Source organism: Delftia acidovorans SPH-1 (assembly GCF_000018665.1).
GTDB lineage: Bacteria > Pseudomonadota > Gammaproteobacteria > Burkholderiales > Burkholderiaceae_C > Comamonas > Comamonas acidovorans.
The window spans coordinates 3,897,977-3,911,196 of record NC_010002.1; the positions used below are offsets into that span (position 1 = coordinate 3,897,977).

Genomic DNA, 13,220 nt, shown 5'->3' on the forward strand with positions numbered 1-13,220 from the left:
CTGTGGTGTGTTGATGCCGGTCTCTATTTTGCGATTTTGGATATTCTCCAACATGCTTTCTCTATCTTATAAGCTGGTTCGCTTTCGGCGCATTCCTTTGTGCTAACACGCGGAGTGACAATAGGCGCACCGTGCTTTGGATTGTTCTTGAAAAGATATTCAATTTCATCAAGCATGGGATTGAATTCGGCATAGTATGAATGCCCCATTTCGTAGAGCTTTTTCGAAGCCACTACTTCTACGGTATCAATGCCTGGTATTTGTATGAAATACGGCGGCGCACCTACTCTATCCGCTCCATGGATTTGTTTTGATAAAGAAACGGGAAGGTCGTTCTTTGCTACATATATTGTAGTTCTTGTTGAGATTTTTCCGTAGTGTTGAGCTAGATGATGGAAGAGGTCTGCATCAATATCAGGAGCAGCCAGAATAATTTGCCCAAAGTTTAGTTTTTTTTGCACTCGTTCCGCCACCCTAAGTAGCGCACGATTCCCCATGCTATGCGCTATTACGTGAATTGGTTGTGCTGATCCAACTTCATTCCTTAGGGCAACAAGGAATTTTTCTAGGTGTAGTTCGCTATATTCAACGCTAGCCTCATCCAGGATATATTTCTTGGGATCTGCTTTTGAAGGCCAAGAAAATAAGACAGGAGCGCCCTGTAGTCGAAGGTCGTGCCAGAGTTGAGCCGTTTGTTTTGTTGCATCGACGAAATTTACGTTGTATCCGTGAATAAAGACGAGAACGACCTTTCCTTCTGGAGAGGTTTTTAGCTTGCTTGCCAAGCTGGGCCAAAAATCGCTAGGCAACATTGGGTCAGATCTGCGATATTTTACTTTCTGATTTTTTTGGGTTATCTCTCCCCATATGGAGCCCATCGAGCCACGTCGCCTATTCTCTGGAACCCACACATTTGCTATCCCATAGTTCAGCTTATCATCTCTTAATGTTGTGTATGGGTCGGATAATTTAAATGGCGCGGTTATCTGTCTGTTCGTCGCGTACCAGACATTTACAGATGTTCCTGCATTTGGAGCTGGATTCGTCAACCCAGGCGGAATCACTGCTTCAGCGGATGGGGGAAACAGATCTGTCGGTCGAGGGGTCCCGACTGGGGCAGGTACTGAGGTCGGTGTCGGAACTGGAATCGGGGCAGGTGCAGTGGCTGGTGCCGGCGCGGGAGATGCTGGCATGGATGGATAGGGCGTTTGCATAGGGGCTTGGGAAGCACATCCCATGATCGCGAAACCCACCAGAGCCATGAGGCTGATTTTTGCGAATTGCATTTCTTCTCCCGAAAATCATTTGTAGTTACAAAAGTTACGCCAGTTGCTTGAGCGAGTCAACGGTGAGAAACCTACCGTGTGCGCAATGAGTGCTACCTCTCGGAAGTTCATCCCTGAGGTCTAGAGTAGGAGAGACCCCCATTAGTGTTTGATGAGAAGGCTTTCTCTAATCAGACTGCCATGAAGCAACCAAGGAACGCTCATGGCCACCACCATCCTCGAAGCACTGCGGCGCCAGAACGGTGAAGAACCGTATGCGCCTGCATCCTCCAACGTGACGCACGGCACTGGGTTCGGCGTTTACCGCCGGCCCGAAACCGCAGGCACGCGGCCGGGCATGATGCAGCCCTACGCCGCCACGGGACCGAGCTCGTTCGAGCCAGCCAAGAGCCTGGACGCGGGCTCCATGCGGATGAACGCCGCCAGCGATCCGCGCTCGCTGACGTTCGGGGGCAGCACGCCGCAGCCTGCCAGTGCCTGTGTCGGCGTGGGCTACCGCCTCCCAGCACCGCCGAGCGCATCTTCGGCCAGCAATGCGGCGCCTCCTGCCGTGCCAGCCTCCTTTGCTCAAGCTCCGTATGCCGACTTCTCCGCAGTCAACGACTTTTCCCAGGCACCAACTCTCGCGCCGGCCGCTCCTCCAGCACCTGTTCAGCCGGCTGCATCAACGGCGCCAAGCGGCGCTGTCACGCGCGACGGCAACAGCTACTCCGGCACCAACGTGTCGGGCGACGTGAGCATCAACGGCCAGGTCCCTCGCAACGGTGGCGGCATCAGCCCTCGGAGCCAGCAGGCCGCCCGTGGGCTGGCTTACTATGCCTCGGAGCCGCCGCCCGTCATAGGCCAGAACCGCATCCCCCAGATCGAAGCCGCAGGTTTGTTTGCCAAGAATCAGCCCGTGAAGCAGCGGCCGTCTCTGCAACTCGTCTAATGGAGCCCGCCCCGCGCGGGCTTGGTCGTTTCTGAGCGTTGGCACTGCGCCCAATAAAAAGGCCCGCTGGGCGGGCCTGTGAAGTTGGGCTGATCAGCCGTGCCACTGGCCCTTCACCCAGAACCAGTTGTTGATGTCCGCGCGCCACACCCAGTGGCCAGGCACCCAGTAGTGAACCGGGCTGGGTGGCGCTGGCCTCACCTCGACGATGACGGGAGGCATTGGCGGCACGGTGTTGGCAACCCAGTGACCTCGCTGCCAAACCCACTGGTCCCGCTCCCAGCGCCAGTACCCGTTCACCCAGTGCCAACCAGGCGCAGGGGGTGCACCGCGCTCTTCCACGATCACTTCCGGCATCACGCGCTCTTGGACGTGGACAGCAGGCGCCGGTCGTGGGTGCCGCTCCGGCGCAACAACGCATCCAGTCAGGGCAAGGGCTGACGCCAGCCCCACAGATGCAAGTCCTACAGCGGCGATTCGTTTGAATGTCATTTACCGACCTCGTGAGTTGAAGCAGCAATGCTGATGCTGCACTCTGATTAACGAACCGAGGTCTGGTGGTGTGCTGTCAGCGCCCTGTCATTGCCGTTGTAGGCGGCGCCCTGCTGGGAGAATTGGTATATGAAAAGACCCGTTGAACGGGCCTCGTCGTCATCAGTCCCCAGGCTTGGTCCCTGGCTTGCCAGTGTGCGGATTCACGTTCCCCTGCGTGGTCCAGTTGTTGTTCTTTGTGTCATCTCGATTGGTGGCGTGGTGGGGGGCGACATAGGTGCCATCTTTGCGGGTGTAGCCCTGGACAGAGTGGCTGCTTGACGAGCCACCGCTGTGCGAGCCGGAGTAGCTGTGGTAGCTGCTGCTTCCCCGGCTCGAACCCCCTCCGCTGTGGCCACCTCCGCCTTTGGCCAGCGCCAATGTGCATGCCGAAATTGCCGCTATCAGGATCACTGTTTTCTTCATTCTGACTCCCTTTAAACGTTCGAATGGACGCACCGGTATGGGGCGTCTGTGACATTCTGCTACAGGTGTCGGATGAGAACTGTTGGCTTTTTACGATGCGGGAATGGCTCTGTCGACAGAGGGTGTCAGCTGCTGCTGGGCGCCTGCGCTGAGCACCAGGGACACCAGCGCGATTCAAGAGAGTTCGAGTGCTTTGGTCGTGGGGTAGCTCTATGTGCCTTCTGAGCGCTACTGGGGCGGTAGTTGCCGACATGGGCGATCGCCAGCGCTCCAGAGGGGGTTCGGACAACCCCTAACTCGGCGCTTGGTTTTGGGGCGTGCCTGTGGGGTACAACAGGTTCAGCGCATTTTTTCGCACAGTTTTACCCGGGGTGTCGCCATGCCAGATTCCATCCAAAGTCCATGCCCCTTGTGCAATCTCCCCTGCATTGCCTACCTCGAAGACTATGGAAAGTGGATGCACTTTTCCTGCCGCTGTTGTCGCGAGCTGAAGGTGAGCAAAATGGTGATCAGCAAGCTCCGCGCTGAATCCAATGACGTGCGCGAGCAGCTGTCGCAGCAGGCGCGGGCCTTGAGGGGTAGCGAATATCTCCACATCGCTGCAACGGATCGGGGTTCGTTGCAGCCCCGAGGGCAATCTGCTTGGACAGCCGAGGTGCGGACGCGGCCCGTGTGAGCAGCGCCTAAGAAAAAGGCCCGCTGGGCGGGCATGGCTGCCTGTGCGGCAGGGAACGCATGGTCGGGCGGTAAACGACCTGGCGCCTTATTCTGAGCTGCCTACACGGCAGTGAACGCCGGGGTGCGCTGGCCTTGGCATCACACACCTTTCTGAGCTGCCTCTTCGGCAGTGCCCGAAGCGTACTACTCCGCGCCCCCGCCCAGGGTTCGCGCGATTCCGCACCGGTGTTGAGCCGGGGCGAAGAAAATGCGCCCATCCGGTAAGCACGGTGCACGGGTCAGCTATAGTTCGGCCCGTCCTGTTCTCTCACCTTGATACCAATGCGCAGTCGTTTTTCTTTGCTTACAGCTGTCTGCGCGGTTTTGTTCTGTGGCGGAGTGGCGGCAGCGCCGCAATGTAGTAGTCGTGAACAGGTCGAAGCGAGCTTGAAACCACTAATAGATCGCCTCGATAGCGTAGGGAAGGCTCAGCGAGAACAGGGCGAGCGCGTAAAGGGCATCGCCATGGAGAAGGCAAGGGCGAAGAATTGGGATGCGGCCAAACTCCGTGGGGAGGTGCAGCGGTACCTCACCTCTCCAGAATATCTGGCAATGGAGAAGGAAAGGGTGCCCCACCAGCAGCAGATCGTTGAGGCTATTACGCTCCTCAGAACGGGACTGCAGCAGGGCAAGCAGTCTCAGGTTGAACGGCAGTTCTGCATGGACAGGGAACGGCTGATGGAGGCGATCGAAGCGAGTTTTGCGATCAACACGCGTGAAGTCGCTCTCGGCGCGAAGTTCTTTTCGGTTGAGAAGTAGCCACGCCTACGTCATCGAGCTCCGTGCCAAAGCGGCGCGACGTTTACCTACCCACGTTTTCTTGTCCCAACATCCGTTCTCGCCGGCTATCCTGGGCCACTGGATAGAGCCCGCACCAGCGGGTTTTTTTCACGCCCCCGCCCAAGGTTCGCCCGATCCCGCTGGCTACCGGCAGGACGCAACTACGATATAACTACACAGTCGCGCCCGTGGGTGCGTGGATTGAAACAAGGAGATGGTCGTCGATTGGGCACAGGGCCCGCGTCGCACTTCGCGCAAGTGCGCGCATTGAAATAGGATGGCGAGAGGGTTGCGGGATTTGGGCTTGGCGTCGCACCTCCGTGTAGGTGCGTGGATTGAAACTCGACCTGCCCCTTAGCGCGCGGGTTGACTGCCTCGTCGCGCCCTGAACAGACGCGTGGGTTGAAGCACACCCCTCATACCCCGCGTAGGGTTCGCTCCGAGCGCCCCGCGTGGGAACACTGGGGGCATGGCAAATACAGACTGGGAACGCGGTACCTTTGCCGCACCGAATGCGGGTGGCGCGCCCGACTGGGAGAAGGGCGTTTTCTCTACACCTGAACCCGCCAAATCCAGCACCCTCTCCGACCTCGGCAAGTCCGTAAAGGCCGGCGCCCAGCGGCTGCCGGGCATGGTCACGGGTCTGGCAGATCTGCCTATTGCCCCGTCACCGCGGCTGCTGATGCGCTGGGCGAGGCCACGGGATTCCAGCCGGGCAAGTGGGCCGACGAAACGAAGTTCTCCCCGGCGTATGAGGCCGGGCGCCAGAAGGTGAGGCCTGGAAGGACGGATCGGTCGGCGACATCGCGCTGGCCTACCTGAAGAACCCGGCGTACACGGCGAACCAGGTGGCCGAGTCGCTGCCGTCGATGGTGGCTGGCGGCGTCCTCGGGAGCGCAGTCGTGGGAGCTGGCGCAGTTGCCGCCAACGCAGCAACAGGCACAGCGGCGCGTGCGGCAGCTCCCGGCGTGCTGGCGCGCACGGTGGGCGAGAAGTGGGCCGCGCCGGTGGCGGCAGGTATGGGCGAGGGCGTGGTCACGGCCGGCCAGCAGATGGAGCAGGCCACGGGCGAGAATCAACAGCGGAATGCTCTGGCTGCCCTGGGCGCGGGCGCGCTGACGGGTGCTATCGGCGTGGGCGCGGGCCGGGTGGCCAACCGCCTGGGCCTGGAGACGGCCGAAACGGCCATGGCCAATATCGGCACGGGCGCGACCGCGGAGGTGCCGCTGTCGGCCCAGCGTCGGATCTTGGGGGCATGGTCTCCGAAGCGGTGCTGCAGGAACTGCCCCAGTCGGCACAGGAGCAGATGTGGCCGAACTATGCTGAGGGCAAACCGCTGATGGAGGGCGTGGCCAGGGCCAGCACGGAAGGCGCGATTGCAGGCGGCGTGATGGGGGCTGGCGCCAATGTGAGCGGCGGGGCGAACCGCCGCGCCCGCCAGGCAGACCAGCAGGGCCGCCAGCGTGCGGAGGATGCTGCAGCCAGGCGAACTGCTGGACCGTGTGGACGCCGTGCTCGACGATGCCAAGGACTGGTTGCGCGACAGCGAGACCGTGGCGGCGGTGGCCGCTGTGCTGGGCCTGACAGCGGAGCAGGTGGACGCGCTGTTTGTTTGGGCGGCGGCGCAGCGCGCATGGCCCCCCTTGTAGGGTTCGCCAGCGCGGTCCGGCCCCGGAAACATCGGGGCCATGAAGAAACACCTCGTATCCCTGCTCGCGCTGATGGGCATCCACCAGCACCTGAGCGCCGAGCAGCGGCAGGACCTGATCGGCGCCGCGATGCACACCACGCCGGGCGCCGCCGCGACCGGGGTGTTCAAGGTCTGGGACTTGCCGCTCAGCGAGTGGCTGGTCATTGCCTCGCTGGCGTTCATCGCGCTCCAGGCCGGCTATCTGGTCTGGAAGTGGCGCCGGGACTACCAGCGGGACCGGCAGCGGCGCGCCGACCGCGAGCGGCTGGCGGGCCTGGCCCGGCTGCAGCCCGAGCCGGAAACCGACCTGGGGCCGTTGACATGACAGGGCCGCGCATGCCTGCCGCTCTGCTGCGAAAGGGAGCGATCCCCGCCACGTTGCTGGCTGCGCTCACCAGCCCGCTGGCCTTCCAGACCCTGGAGCGCTGGGAGGGCAATGTGCTGCAGGTCTATGCGGACCATCTGGCCGGCGGCCTGCCCACCTACTGCGCTGGCCGCACGGACCCGACTGCGGTGGTTGGCACCAAGCTGACCAGCGACCAGTGCCAGTCCATCAACAAGACCACGCTCCTCGAATATGGCTATGCCGTGCTGGGCTGCGTGAACTGGGACTACCTGACGGCGCGGCGCTTGATCGGCCTGACGGTGTTCGCCATCAACGTGGGCAAGGACGGGGCCTGCGGTTCGCAGGCGGTGCGCCAGATCAACGCTGGCGCGGTAGACGCCGGCTGCGACCTGATTGCGAGCACGCCCGACGGCCGGCCGAACTGGTCCTATGCGGGCGGGGTGTTCGTGCAGGGCCTGCAGAACCGGCGCCAGGCCGAGCGTGCACTGTGCCTGGAGGGGCTGCCATGAGTCCGATCTGGGTTGCCATGTGGTGGTACCGGTGGAGGGGCGGGCGACGATCCCCGTGCTCTACACCCATCTGGGAGCCGCCGCCGTGGCCGCCGCGCTGGCGTGGTAGTTCCAGGGCGCGCGCCTGGGCGCCGAGCTGGCCGAGGCCCGGCTGGAGACCACCACCCAGCAACTGGCCACCAGCACCGCGCAGCGCGCGGCGGACGCCCGCGTGCGCCAGGCCGAGAAGGCCATAACCACCAAATACCAAGGAGCTCTCAATGCCGCCCGTGACCGCGAGGCGCTGCTGCGCCGTGATCTTGTCCAGCTGCGCGCTGTCTCTGACGGCCTGCGCGAGCAATCCGCAGATGCCGCCCACCGACTTGCCAGCGCTCCCCCTGCTGCCGTCATTGAGTACGCCACTGCCCTCGGAGTCGTATTTGAAGACTGCCGCGCAGCGTATGGGGACATGGCAGCAAAGGCTGCAGGCCACGCAGCTGATGTCCAAACCCTCGGCGCCGCCTGGCCCGTGATCCCGAACCTGCAGGCCGTAGATTAGTCAACGAACCATTGCATAGGTTGATTAATTGACTGACGCCAAAGAACTGAGCCTCCATTGTGATTTATGTTGGTCTCGACAAATTGTCCAAGGGTGTTGACTGCGTAATGGACAGAGTTCGGTGGAGTAACCACAGCTGCAAATGTCGGACCCGGGGTAATATCTATGCCGAGCCCTGTGCCGCTGAGGCAAACAACGCCTTGAGATGCCTCTTGTCGTAGAGACACATGCGTGCAGTTAAATGCCCAAGTATGGGTGTTTTTGTAATTTACGGCGACCTTGACACTAGAGCCATTGCTCACAGCCGTCCGCAGTGTCTGCAGCGATCCTGCTGTCGCATTTCCGCTTGCATCATGAGCGTAAACCAAATTCCACGCATAAGATGTTCCGGCGAAAAATATAATTGTTGCGGCAGAAATGATTTGTTTAATCGGCATAAAAACTCCTCCTTGAATGAGGTGTTCATTCTATTGTTCTGATTAATTCAGTTTCACTGAATAAGCCGGTAAATGCCTGTCATTTCTCATTGCTCGCACTCAATCTGGAGACCTCAATCATCCGGGCACCGCTCCATGGCCCATTCCAGGGCCGCCTCGGCGTCGGCGTGCGGCCCGTCGAATGCCTTGATGCCTCGCTCATCATCCCGGCGGGCGCCGGTCCAGCGCCTGGCTGCGGGTAAGGGCAAGCGGCCCTAGTCCACGACGCATGCGTACCAGCCCGGTGCCGTGGGCGTGCAGCCTCAGGTCAGGCGGTCAGCCACGGCGGGCGGGCAGGATCTGGACCGTAGCCTGCGCGAACTACGCACTGTTACTGCAGGCATGCGTGGCGACTTTGCCGGCCTTCCGGAGCGCATCGCTGGAGCTGCCCAGCCCGCCCTCGCTCAGTACACCCAACCTGCACAGCAGTACTCCAGGAGCTGGCAGACCGAGGTGGAAGGATGGCAGAGCACTGTGCAGGCGCCGCGCGAGCGGCCGATGGCCATGCCGCTGACGCAGCGCTGATGCGTGGCCTGTAAATCCGTCGAAATAAAAAAAGCCACCCTCGGGTGGCTTGTGCTTCAGCGCTGGCGGCGGCGCATTCTCGAGATACCAACCATGGCAAGGATCGAGGACATGAAGATCAGGCCCCATTCGCTCAGCGTGGGGATACTGGCTGTCGAGGCGGGGGTTACTCCGCCAGGCGTAGCAGACGCTGTGCTAACCAAGCTAGCCAAGGTCAACCATCCACCGTCGGCGGCCCCTTGAGGAGGAGCGCCGAACCAATCCCAACCCATGAATATCACTTGGCCGGTGCCATTTGCAACAGTGAACATCACACTGTTGGTACCACCGTCCGGGCTGTATATGCTTTTCGCTCCAGCTGGGAGTGCCGCTGCTGCAACCTGTGTTGTTGCGCTATTGCTCGTTAGTGACGCGGGCCCACTTGCGAACGGAGTACCTGCGGCAGCCGCAGTTTTGGTAGAGGGGGCAGATGCGTAGCCGTTGGTAGTGATGCTGTATCCGAAAACTCCATTCAGGAAATTCACATCGTTTGGTGTTGTTCCTCCATGTACTTGCACGGTGCCACCAGCATTGACAAAGTTAGCGATGGCTGCGCGCGTGGGAGCATCAAGTGCTGCGGCCAAGTCACCATTCTGAAGTTCGGGGATCACTAAAATTGTTTTTCCCGACAGCCCGGTGTTGAAATCTGCCAGTGCTGACCCGGTGATGTCGCTTACCGTATGGCCTCCCGATACCAGGGTGGTGCGCAGGTTCAGTCCCTCTTGTGCCACGTCCACAAACGCTGGGTTATTGAAGAAGGCCACGTTTGCGGCTTGGACTGAGAAAGCTGAAAAAGCGATCAGTGCCGCAGCAATCTTGTATTTCATTGGTCAATCCTCCTAGATAAATTTGTTGAGGATCATAACGTCTTGAAACATATTGAATCTGAGCAAATCTGAGCGGCGGACGAATGCTGGAGCGTCGAACTTTCCTGGGAAAGTCCGGCGTGAGCAGGCTGCGCGCCTTGCCTCGGGCACGAGCAACAGCGTTCCTTACACACTGAACGTCTTGGCGACGACGATGTCGAGAAGGCTTGGTGGATGGCCGCCTGTTGGCAAAGTCGGTGAAGACCGGGTTGGCGGCGGTCTGACGTGGGAGAATGCCTGAACATGCTCCCCCGCTGGTGAGTGGCGGGAGCGAGGTCATGATTGCGCTCGATATCTGGCAGTTCCGTGCCTGGTTCTCATTGAGAAACTGGTTGCTGAATGGAGTGGGGTACTCGCGGTTTCCCAATAACCTTCGGCGGCTCCTGCATCAGGGGCGTATTTGAGCCGCATGCAGCATTGACACCCGTGATCGCGGCATTGGTCCGCATCCGTTTTTCGTCTTGGGAAATGGTGCGAATGCTGGAGACGAATTCCAGCTCCTTGCGCGCCTGCTTGCACTGAAGGGACGCGCCGAGCTGCTCCGGCGCAGGAGCAGTTGTCTGGCGGGCTTGCTGCTCGATGACACGCTGCTGGCTCTCGATCTGGCGCTGCTGCATTTCGTTCATCTGGCGCTGATACTTTTGTTCATTCGCCTGTGCTGCATCAGCCCGCTCACGGGAGATCTCATCGTCCGATTTTTTGCGCTGTATCAGAGCTCCAGCGTCAGTGCTGCTGCAAGGACTGTCTGAGAAAGTCGACTTTCCAGAAGCATCCTTGCATTGAAAGACCTGGGCTGCGGCAGGCAATGCGAAAAGTACTGTAAAGATTGCTGTGGTCAAGAGTCGCATATGCAAATCGAAGAATTGATGGGCCTGATCGGAATCGAATTACAGACGAAGAATAGTCCTTTGACCCGCATGCCTGACAACTTTCGTCTTGGTTCGAATGGCCCGCTTCACTCGGCGTCCCGCAGGGCAGCGCGGCGGGCTGTTTCAGCGGTCTCCTGAGCCTCCTTCTCGGCTTGCCTGAAACGTTCTTGTGCTGTGGTCGATGTGCCGTCATGGCCGCCTGCGGCGCGCTCACCGATGTGAATGTTGGAAAGCCTTGCTGTGCCGTACAGCAAGGCCGCTGCAATGATCAGGAGCACGATGAATTTCATTGTTGCATTGTGCCGTTGGTCATTTGGAGGGTACAGCCAGCGTCTGCAACGCAATCTCACGCCTGTGCCGCTTGCCAGGTCCAGAGTAAACTCGCCCCGCAGCCAGCACTCGCTGCACGATGGGAATGGAGCTTCCCGAAACCTCCCTGCGAAGGGCTGATGGCTCCTGCCTTGGTGGGATGGGTCCTGCCGGTGGCGGGGCCATGTCTTGATCCTGCCCGGCACGCCCGTCCCGGTTATTCGATGAAAGGACGGTCATGGGGTTCTACGGTTTCATTCTGGTGTTCGTTGGCGGCGGCCTCGGCTCCGCGCTCAGGCATGGCGCGAACCTGCTTGCACTGCGGCTGGTGGGCAGTGCCTATCCGCTGGGCACCTTGGCCATCAATGTGCTGGGCGCTTTCGTGATGGGGGTGGTGGTGGAGTGGTTTGCGCTCAAGACATCGCTGCCGCAGAGTGCGCGGCTGTTCATCACCACGGGCATTCTGGGTGGCTTCACCACGTTTTCGACGTACGCGCTGGAGGTCGGCATGCTGTATGAGCGTGGCGACTGGCTGGCCTCCGTGCTGTATGCGCTGGGCTCGCTGGTGCTGGGCGTGGCTGCGCTGTTTGCGGGGTTGGGGCTGGTGCGCATGGTGGCCCATTGAGACACCGTGATTGCGCTATGCTGTGCGCCATGGCCCGCGTGAACGCAACGCAGATTATTCGCACCATCCATTGGATGGTGGGTTAGCCAGCGGCCTTCAGCGCCATGCAACCCGCCCAGAGGAGGCGGGTTTTTTCATTCCGTCTCCGGGGTTTTCTCAAGCCTTTCAGGAGATGGATATGCAGGTTTCCGAACAGTCCCGGCCCCGTTGCGCAGAATATGCCGATGCCCCTGCCGCCAACGCGCGGCTTGCCACGCTGCACATGGTCTGCGGCAAGATCGGCTCGGGCAAGTCAACGCTGGCGCGGCAATTGGCGGCCGAGCCCGGAACGGTGTTGGTCAGCGAGGATTCCTGGCTGGCCGGCCTGTACCCCGGCGAGATGCAGTCGGTGGCCGATTACGTGCGTTGCAGCACGCGGCTCAAGGGGTTGATGGGGGCGCATGTACAGGCGCTGCTGGACGCTGGTGTGTCGGTGGTGCTGGATTTTCCGGCCAATACCCTGGAGGGGCGGGGCTGGGCGCGCAGCGTGTTCAAGAAAGTGGGCGCCTCGCACCGCCTGCATTTTCTGGATGTGCCTGACGAGGTCTGCAAGCAGCGCTTGCGTGTGCGCAATGCGGCAGGCGAGCATCCGTTTCAGGCCAGCGATGAGCAATTCGACCTGATCACTAGCTACTTTGTCGCGCCCTCCGACGAGGAGGGCTTCGACGTGGTGCGTCACCCGTACGCGCCTGTCTGAAGTGCCGGCCTGGAAAAGAGACTTCGCCACGGCCTCATCCCACCATCTCAGCTTGATCGCGCTTGCACCTCCACCCAATAGCGGGTGCGGCTGCGCAGTTGCAGAGGAAAGCGGCTGACGAGCGCGGCCAGGGCGCGATCCGTGTCATCCACGGGAAAGGCGCCCGAGACAAGCATCCCGGCGACCTCGGCCGAGCAGCCCAGGTAGCCGGGCCGGTAGCGGGCAAGGGCGTCAATCAGCTGGCCCAACGGCATGTCCAGCGCGACCAGTCCGCCTTCATGCCAGCTGGCTGCAAAGGGGTCTGCGGACGTGGGCGGCTGGGTGGCGCTGGACGAGAAGGCGGCCTGCTGTCCGGCCTGCAATTGTGCGGAGGGCGCATCGCCGTCCAGAGGCTGCAGGCGCACGGCCTTTTCCAGCACGGTGACATGGCACAGGCCATCGTCCGCAAGATGGACCGTGAAGCGCGTGCCCAGGGCCAGTACATGGCCTTGCGGGGTCTGCACGCTGAAGGGGCGGCCCAGCGCGTCGGGCTCGGTGGCGACGAGGATGCGGCCACGGTGCAGGCGCAGCACGCGCTGCCGGTCGTCGAAAACGGTGTCCAAGGCGGTTGCCGTATCCAGGGCCACCAGGGAGCCGTCGGGCAGCTTTAGATCCCGGCGCTCGCCCGTGGCTGTGCGCTGCCCGGCCTGCCAGCTTTCCAGTGGTGCGCCTTTCCAGGCCATCCAGGCCGTGGCGCCGCTGCCCAGGCCCAGAGCCAAGCCGCGCACCACGGAGCGGCGGGTGGGCGAGGCGCGACGGCCCAGCGCCTGGCGCGCCAGGGGTGCGGGCAGATGCGACAGTTGCGCGGTGACGGATTGCACGCGCAGCCAGGCGCGCTGGTGGGCGGGATCGGCGTCATGCCATTTCTGCCAGTCCTGTTGCAGGCCCTCTGTGGCAGAGGCGCCGCGCAATTTCACGTGCCAGGCGGCGGCCTCATGCAAGGCGCGGCGGTCGTTGCCTTCCAGATGTCTCTCGCCCATGT

16 protein-coding genes and 1 riboswitch are annotated in these 13,220 nt (G+C 61.3%); of the genes, 7 read left to right on the top strand and 9 right to left on the bottom strand.

Annotated features, from left to right (window positions below; genetic code table 11):
• Positions 1-23: 23 nt before the first annotated feature.
• Positions 24-1,286 carry an alpha/beta hydrolase gene (locus DACI_RS32730; RefSeq protein WP_080518201.1) on the bottom strand — a complete coding sequence of 421 codons (1,263 nt, stop codon included), beginning with the start codon at positions 1,284-1,286 and terminating at the stop codon, positions 24-26.
• 202 nt (positions 1,287-1,488) lie between these two features.
• On the opposite strand from DACI_RS32730, the gene DACI_RS17900 reads away from it, so the two are divergent.
• Positions 1,489-2,217, top strand: a complete 729-nt coding sequence (locus DACI_RS17900) for a hypothetical protein (protein WP_012205385.1) — start codon at positions 1,489-1,491, stop codon at positions 2,215-2,217.
• A gap of 93 nt (positions 2,218-2,310) precedes the next feature.
• Here the strand turns inward: DACI_RS17900 and DACI_RS32820 are convergent, their stop codons facing one another.
• The gene (locus DACI_RS32820; RefSeq protein WP_012205386.1) at positions 2,311-2,709 is read right to left on the bottom strand and encodes a YXWGXW repeat-containing protein; all 399 of its coding nucleotides are present in this window, start codon (positions 2,707-2,709) and stop codon (positions 2,311-2,313) included.
• A 1,464-nt stretch (positions 2,710-4,173) separates the two neighbouring features.
• On the opposite strand from DACI_RS32820, the gene DACI_RS32055 reads away from it, so the two are divergent.
• A complete protein-coding gene (locus DACI_RS32055) occupies positions 4,174-4,650 on the top strand; it encodes a hypothetical protein (RefSeq protein WP_157059669.1) in 477 nt (158 codons plus the stop codon).
• Positions 4,651-5,485: 835 nt separating this feature from the next.
• Here the strand turns inward: DACI_RS32055 and DACI_RS32060 are convergent.
• The gene (locus DACI_RS32060; protein ID WP_157059670.1) at positions 5,486-5,737 is read right to left on the bottom strand and encodes a hypothetical protein; all 252 of its coding nucleotides are present in this window, start codon (positions 5,735-5,737) and stop codon (positions 5,486-5,488) included.
• Between the two features lie 406 nt (positions 5,738-6,143).
• Here DACI_RS32060 and DACI_RS32065 point away from each other — a divergent pair, with 406 nt between their 5' ends.
• The 3 genes from DACI_RS32065 to DACI_RS17925 are packed head-to-tail and all read left to right on the top strand — an operon-like array spanning position 6,144 to position 7,216.
• Positions 6,144-6,320, top strand: a complete 177-nt coding sequence (locus DACI_RS32065; protein WP_157059671.1) for a hypothetical protein — start codon at positions 6,144-6,146, stop codon at positions 6,318-6,320.
• Between the two features lie 39 nt (positions 6,321-6,359).
• A complete protein-coding gene (locus DACI_RS17920; protein WP_043781893.1) occupies positions 6,360-6,686 on the top strand; it encodes a hypothetical protein in 327 nt (108 codons plus the stop codon).
• 11 nt (positions 6,687-6,697) lie between these two features.
• Positions 6,698-7,216, top strand: a complete 519-nt coding sequence (locus DACI_RS17925; protein WP_225970949.1) for a lysozyme — start codon at positions 6,698-6,700, stop codon at positions 7,214-7,216.
• Positions 7,217-7,276: 60 nt separating this feature from the next.
• Here DACI_RS17925 and DACI_RS32070 read toward each other — a convergent pair whose 3' ends face one another.
• The 5 genes from DACI_RS32070 to DACI_RS17945 form a co-directional block, all read right to left on the bottom strand.
• Positions 7,277-7,450: a hypothetical protein gene (locus tag DACI_RS32070; RefSeq protein WP_157059672.1), complete on the bottom strand. Its 174-nt coding sequence runs from the start codon at positions 7,448-7,450 to the stop codon at positions 7,277-7,279.
• 300 nt (positions 7,451-7,750) lie between these two features.
• Positions 7,751-8,191 carry a hypothetical protein gene (locus DACI_RS32075; RefSeq protein WP_157059673.1) on the bottom strand — a complete coding sequence of 147 codons (441 nt, stop codon included), beginning with the start codon at positions 8,189-8,191 and terminating at the stop codon, positions 7,751-7,753.
• A 620-nt stretch (positions 8,192-8,811) separates the two neighbouring features.
• Entirely contained in the window at positions 8,812-9,621 is an 810-nt protein-coding gene (locus DACI_RS32080; RefSeq protein WP_012205392.1) for an IPTL-CTERM sorting domain-containing protein, read from the bottom strand.
• Between the two features lie 356 nt (positions 9,622-9,977).
• The gene (locus DACI_RS17940) at positions 9,978-10,508 is read right to left on the bottom strand and encodes a DUF4124 domain-containing protein (RefSeq protein WP_012205393.1); all 531 of its coding nucleotides are present in this window, start codon (positions 10,506-10,508) and stop codon (positions 9,978-9,980) included.
• 107 nt (positions 10,509-10,615) lie between these two features.
• Positions 10,616-10,819, bottom strand: a complete 204-nt coding sequence (locus DACI_RS17945; protein WP_043781903.1) for a hypothetical protein — start codon at positions 10,817-10,819, stop codon at positions 10,616-10,618.
• Between the two features lie 112 nt (positions 10,820-10,931).
• Positions 10,932-10,995: riboswitch (Fluoride riboswitch) on the top strand.
• 81 nt (positions 10,996-11,076) lie between these two features.
• Here DACI_RS17945 and crcB point away from each other — a divergent pair.
• Positions 11,077-11,463: a fluoride efflux transporter CrcB gene (gene crcB, locus DACI_RS17950; protein ID WP_012205394.1), complete on the top strand. Its 387-nt coding sequence runs from the start codon at positions 11,077-11,079 to the stop codon at positions 11,461-11,463.
• A 178-nt stretch (positions 11,464-11,641) separates the two neighbouring features.
• Positions 11,642-12,199: an AAA family ATPase gene (locus DACI_RS17955; protein ID WP_012205395.1), complete on the top strand. Its 558-nt coding sequence runs from the start codon at positions 11,642-11,644 to the stop codon at positions 12,197-12,199.
• Positions 12,200-12,246: 47 nt separating this feature from the next.
• Here DACI_RS17955 and DACI_RS17960 read toward each other — a convergent pair whose 3' ends face one another.
• Positions 12,247-13,218, bottom strand: coding sequence for a FecR domain-containing protein (locus tag DACI_RS17960; protein WP_012205396.1), 972 nt, complete (start codon positions 13,216-13,218; stop codon positions 12,247-12,249).
• Between the last annotated feature and the right edge of the window lie 2 nt (positions 13,219-13,220).

What these genes read in the sequence shown, in the direction of transcription:
- DACI_RS32730 (WP_080518201.1), bottom strand. Translation starts at nt 1,286, where the DNA reads ATGCAATTCGCAAAAATCAGCCTCATGGCTCTGGTGGGTTTCGCGATC.
- DACI_RS17900 (WP_012205385.1), top strand. Translation starts at nt 1,489, where the DNA reads ATGGCCACCACCATCCTCGAAGCACTGCGGCGCCAGAACGGTGAAGAA.
- DACI_RS32820 (WP_012205386.1), bottom strand. Translation starts at nt 2,709, where the DNA reads ATGACATTCAAACGAATCGCCGCTGTAGGACTTGCATCTGTGGGGCTG.
- DACI_RS32055 (WP_157059669.1), top strand. Translation starts at nt 4,174, where the DNA reads ATGCGCAGTCGTTTTTCTTTGCTTACAGCTGTCTGCGCGGTTTTGTTC.
- DACI_RS32065 (WP_157059671.1), top strand. Translation starts at nt 6,144, where the DNA reads ATGCTGCAGCCAGGCGAACTGCTGGACCGTGTGGACGCCGTGCTCGAC.
- DACI_RS17920 (WP_043781893.1), top strand. Translation starts at nt 6,360, where the DNA reads ATGAAGAAACACCTCGTATCCCTGCTCGCGCTGATGGGCATCCACCAG.
- DACI_RS17925 (WP_225970949.1), top strand. Translation starts at nt 6,698, where the DNA reads ATGCCTGCCGCTCTGCTGCGAAAGGGAGCGATCCCCGCCACGTTGCTG.
- DACI_RS32070 (WP_157059672.1), bottom strand. Translation starts at nt 7,450, where the DNA reads ATGGCCTTCTCGGCCTGGCGCACGCGGGCGTCCGCCGCGCGCTGCGCG.
- DACI_RS32075 (WP_157059673.1), bottom strand. Translation starts at nt 8,191, where the DNA reads ATGCCGATTAAACAAATCATTTCTGCCGCAACAATTATATTTTTCGCC.
- DACI_RS32080 (WP_012205392.1), bottom strand. Translation starts at nt 9,621, where the DNA reads ATGAAATACAAGATTGCTGCGGCACTGATCGCTTTTTCAGCTTTCTCA.
- DACI_RS17940 (WP_012205393.1), bottom strand. Translation starts at nt 10,508, where the DNA reads ATGCGACTCTTGACCACAGCAATCTTTACAGTACTTTTCGCATTGCCT.
- DACI_RS17945 (WP_043781903.1), bottom strand. Translation starts at nt 10,819, where the DNA reads ATGAAATTCATCGTGCTCCTGATCATTGCAGCGGCCTTGCTGTACGGC.
- crcB (WP_012205394.1), top strand. Translation starts at nt 11,077, where the DNA reads ATGGGGTTCTACGGTTTCATTCTGGTGTTCGTTGGCGGCGGCCTCGGC.
- DACI_RS17955 (WP_012205395.1), top strand. Translation starts at nt 11,642, where the DNA reads ATGCAGGTTTCCGAACAGTCCCGGCCCCGTTGCGCAGAATATGCCGAT.
- DACI_RS17960 (WP_012205396.1), bottom strand. Translation starts at nt 13,218, where the DNA reads ATGGGCGAGAGACATCTGGAAGGCAACGACCGCCGCGCCTTGCATGAG.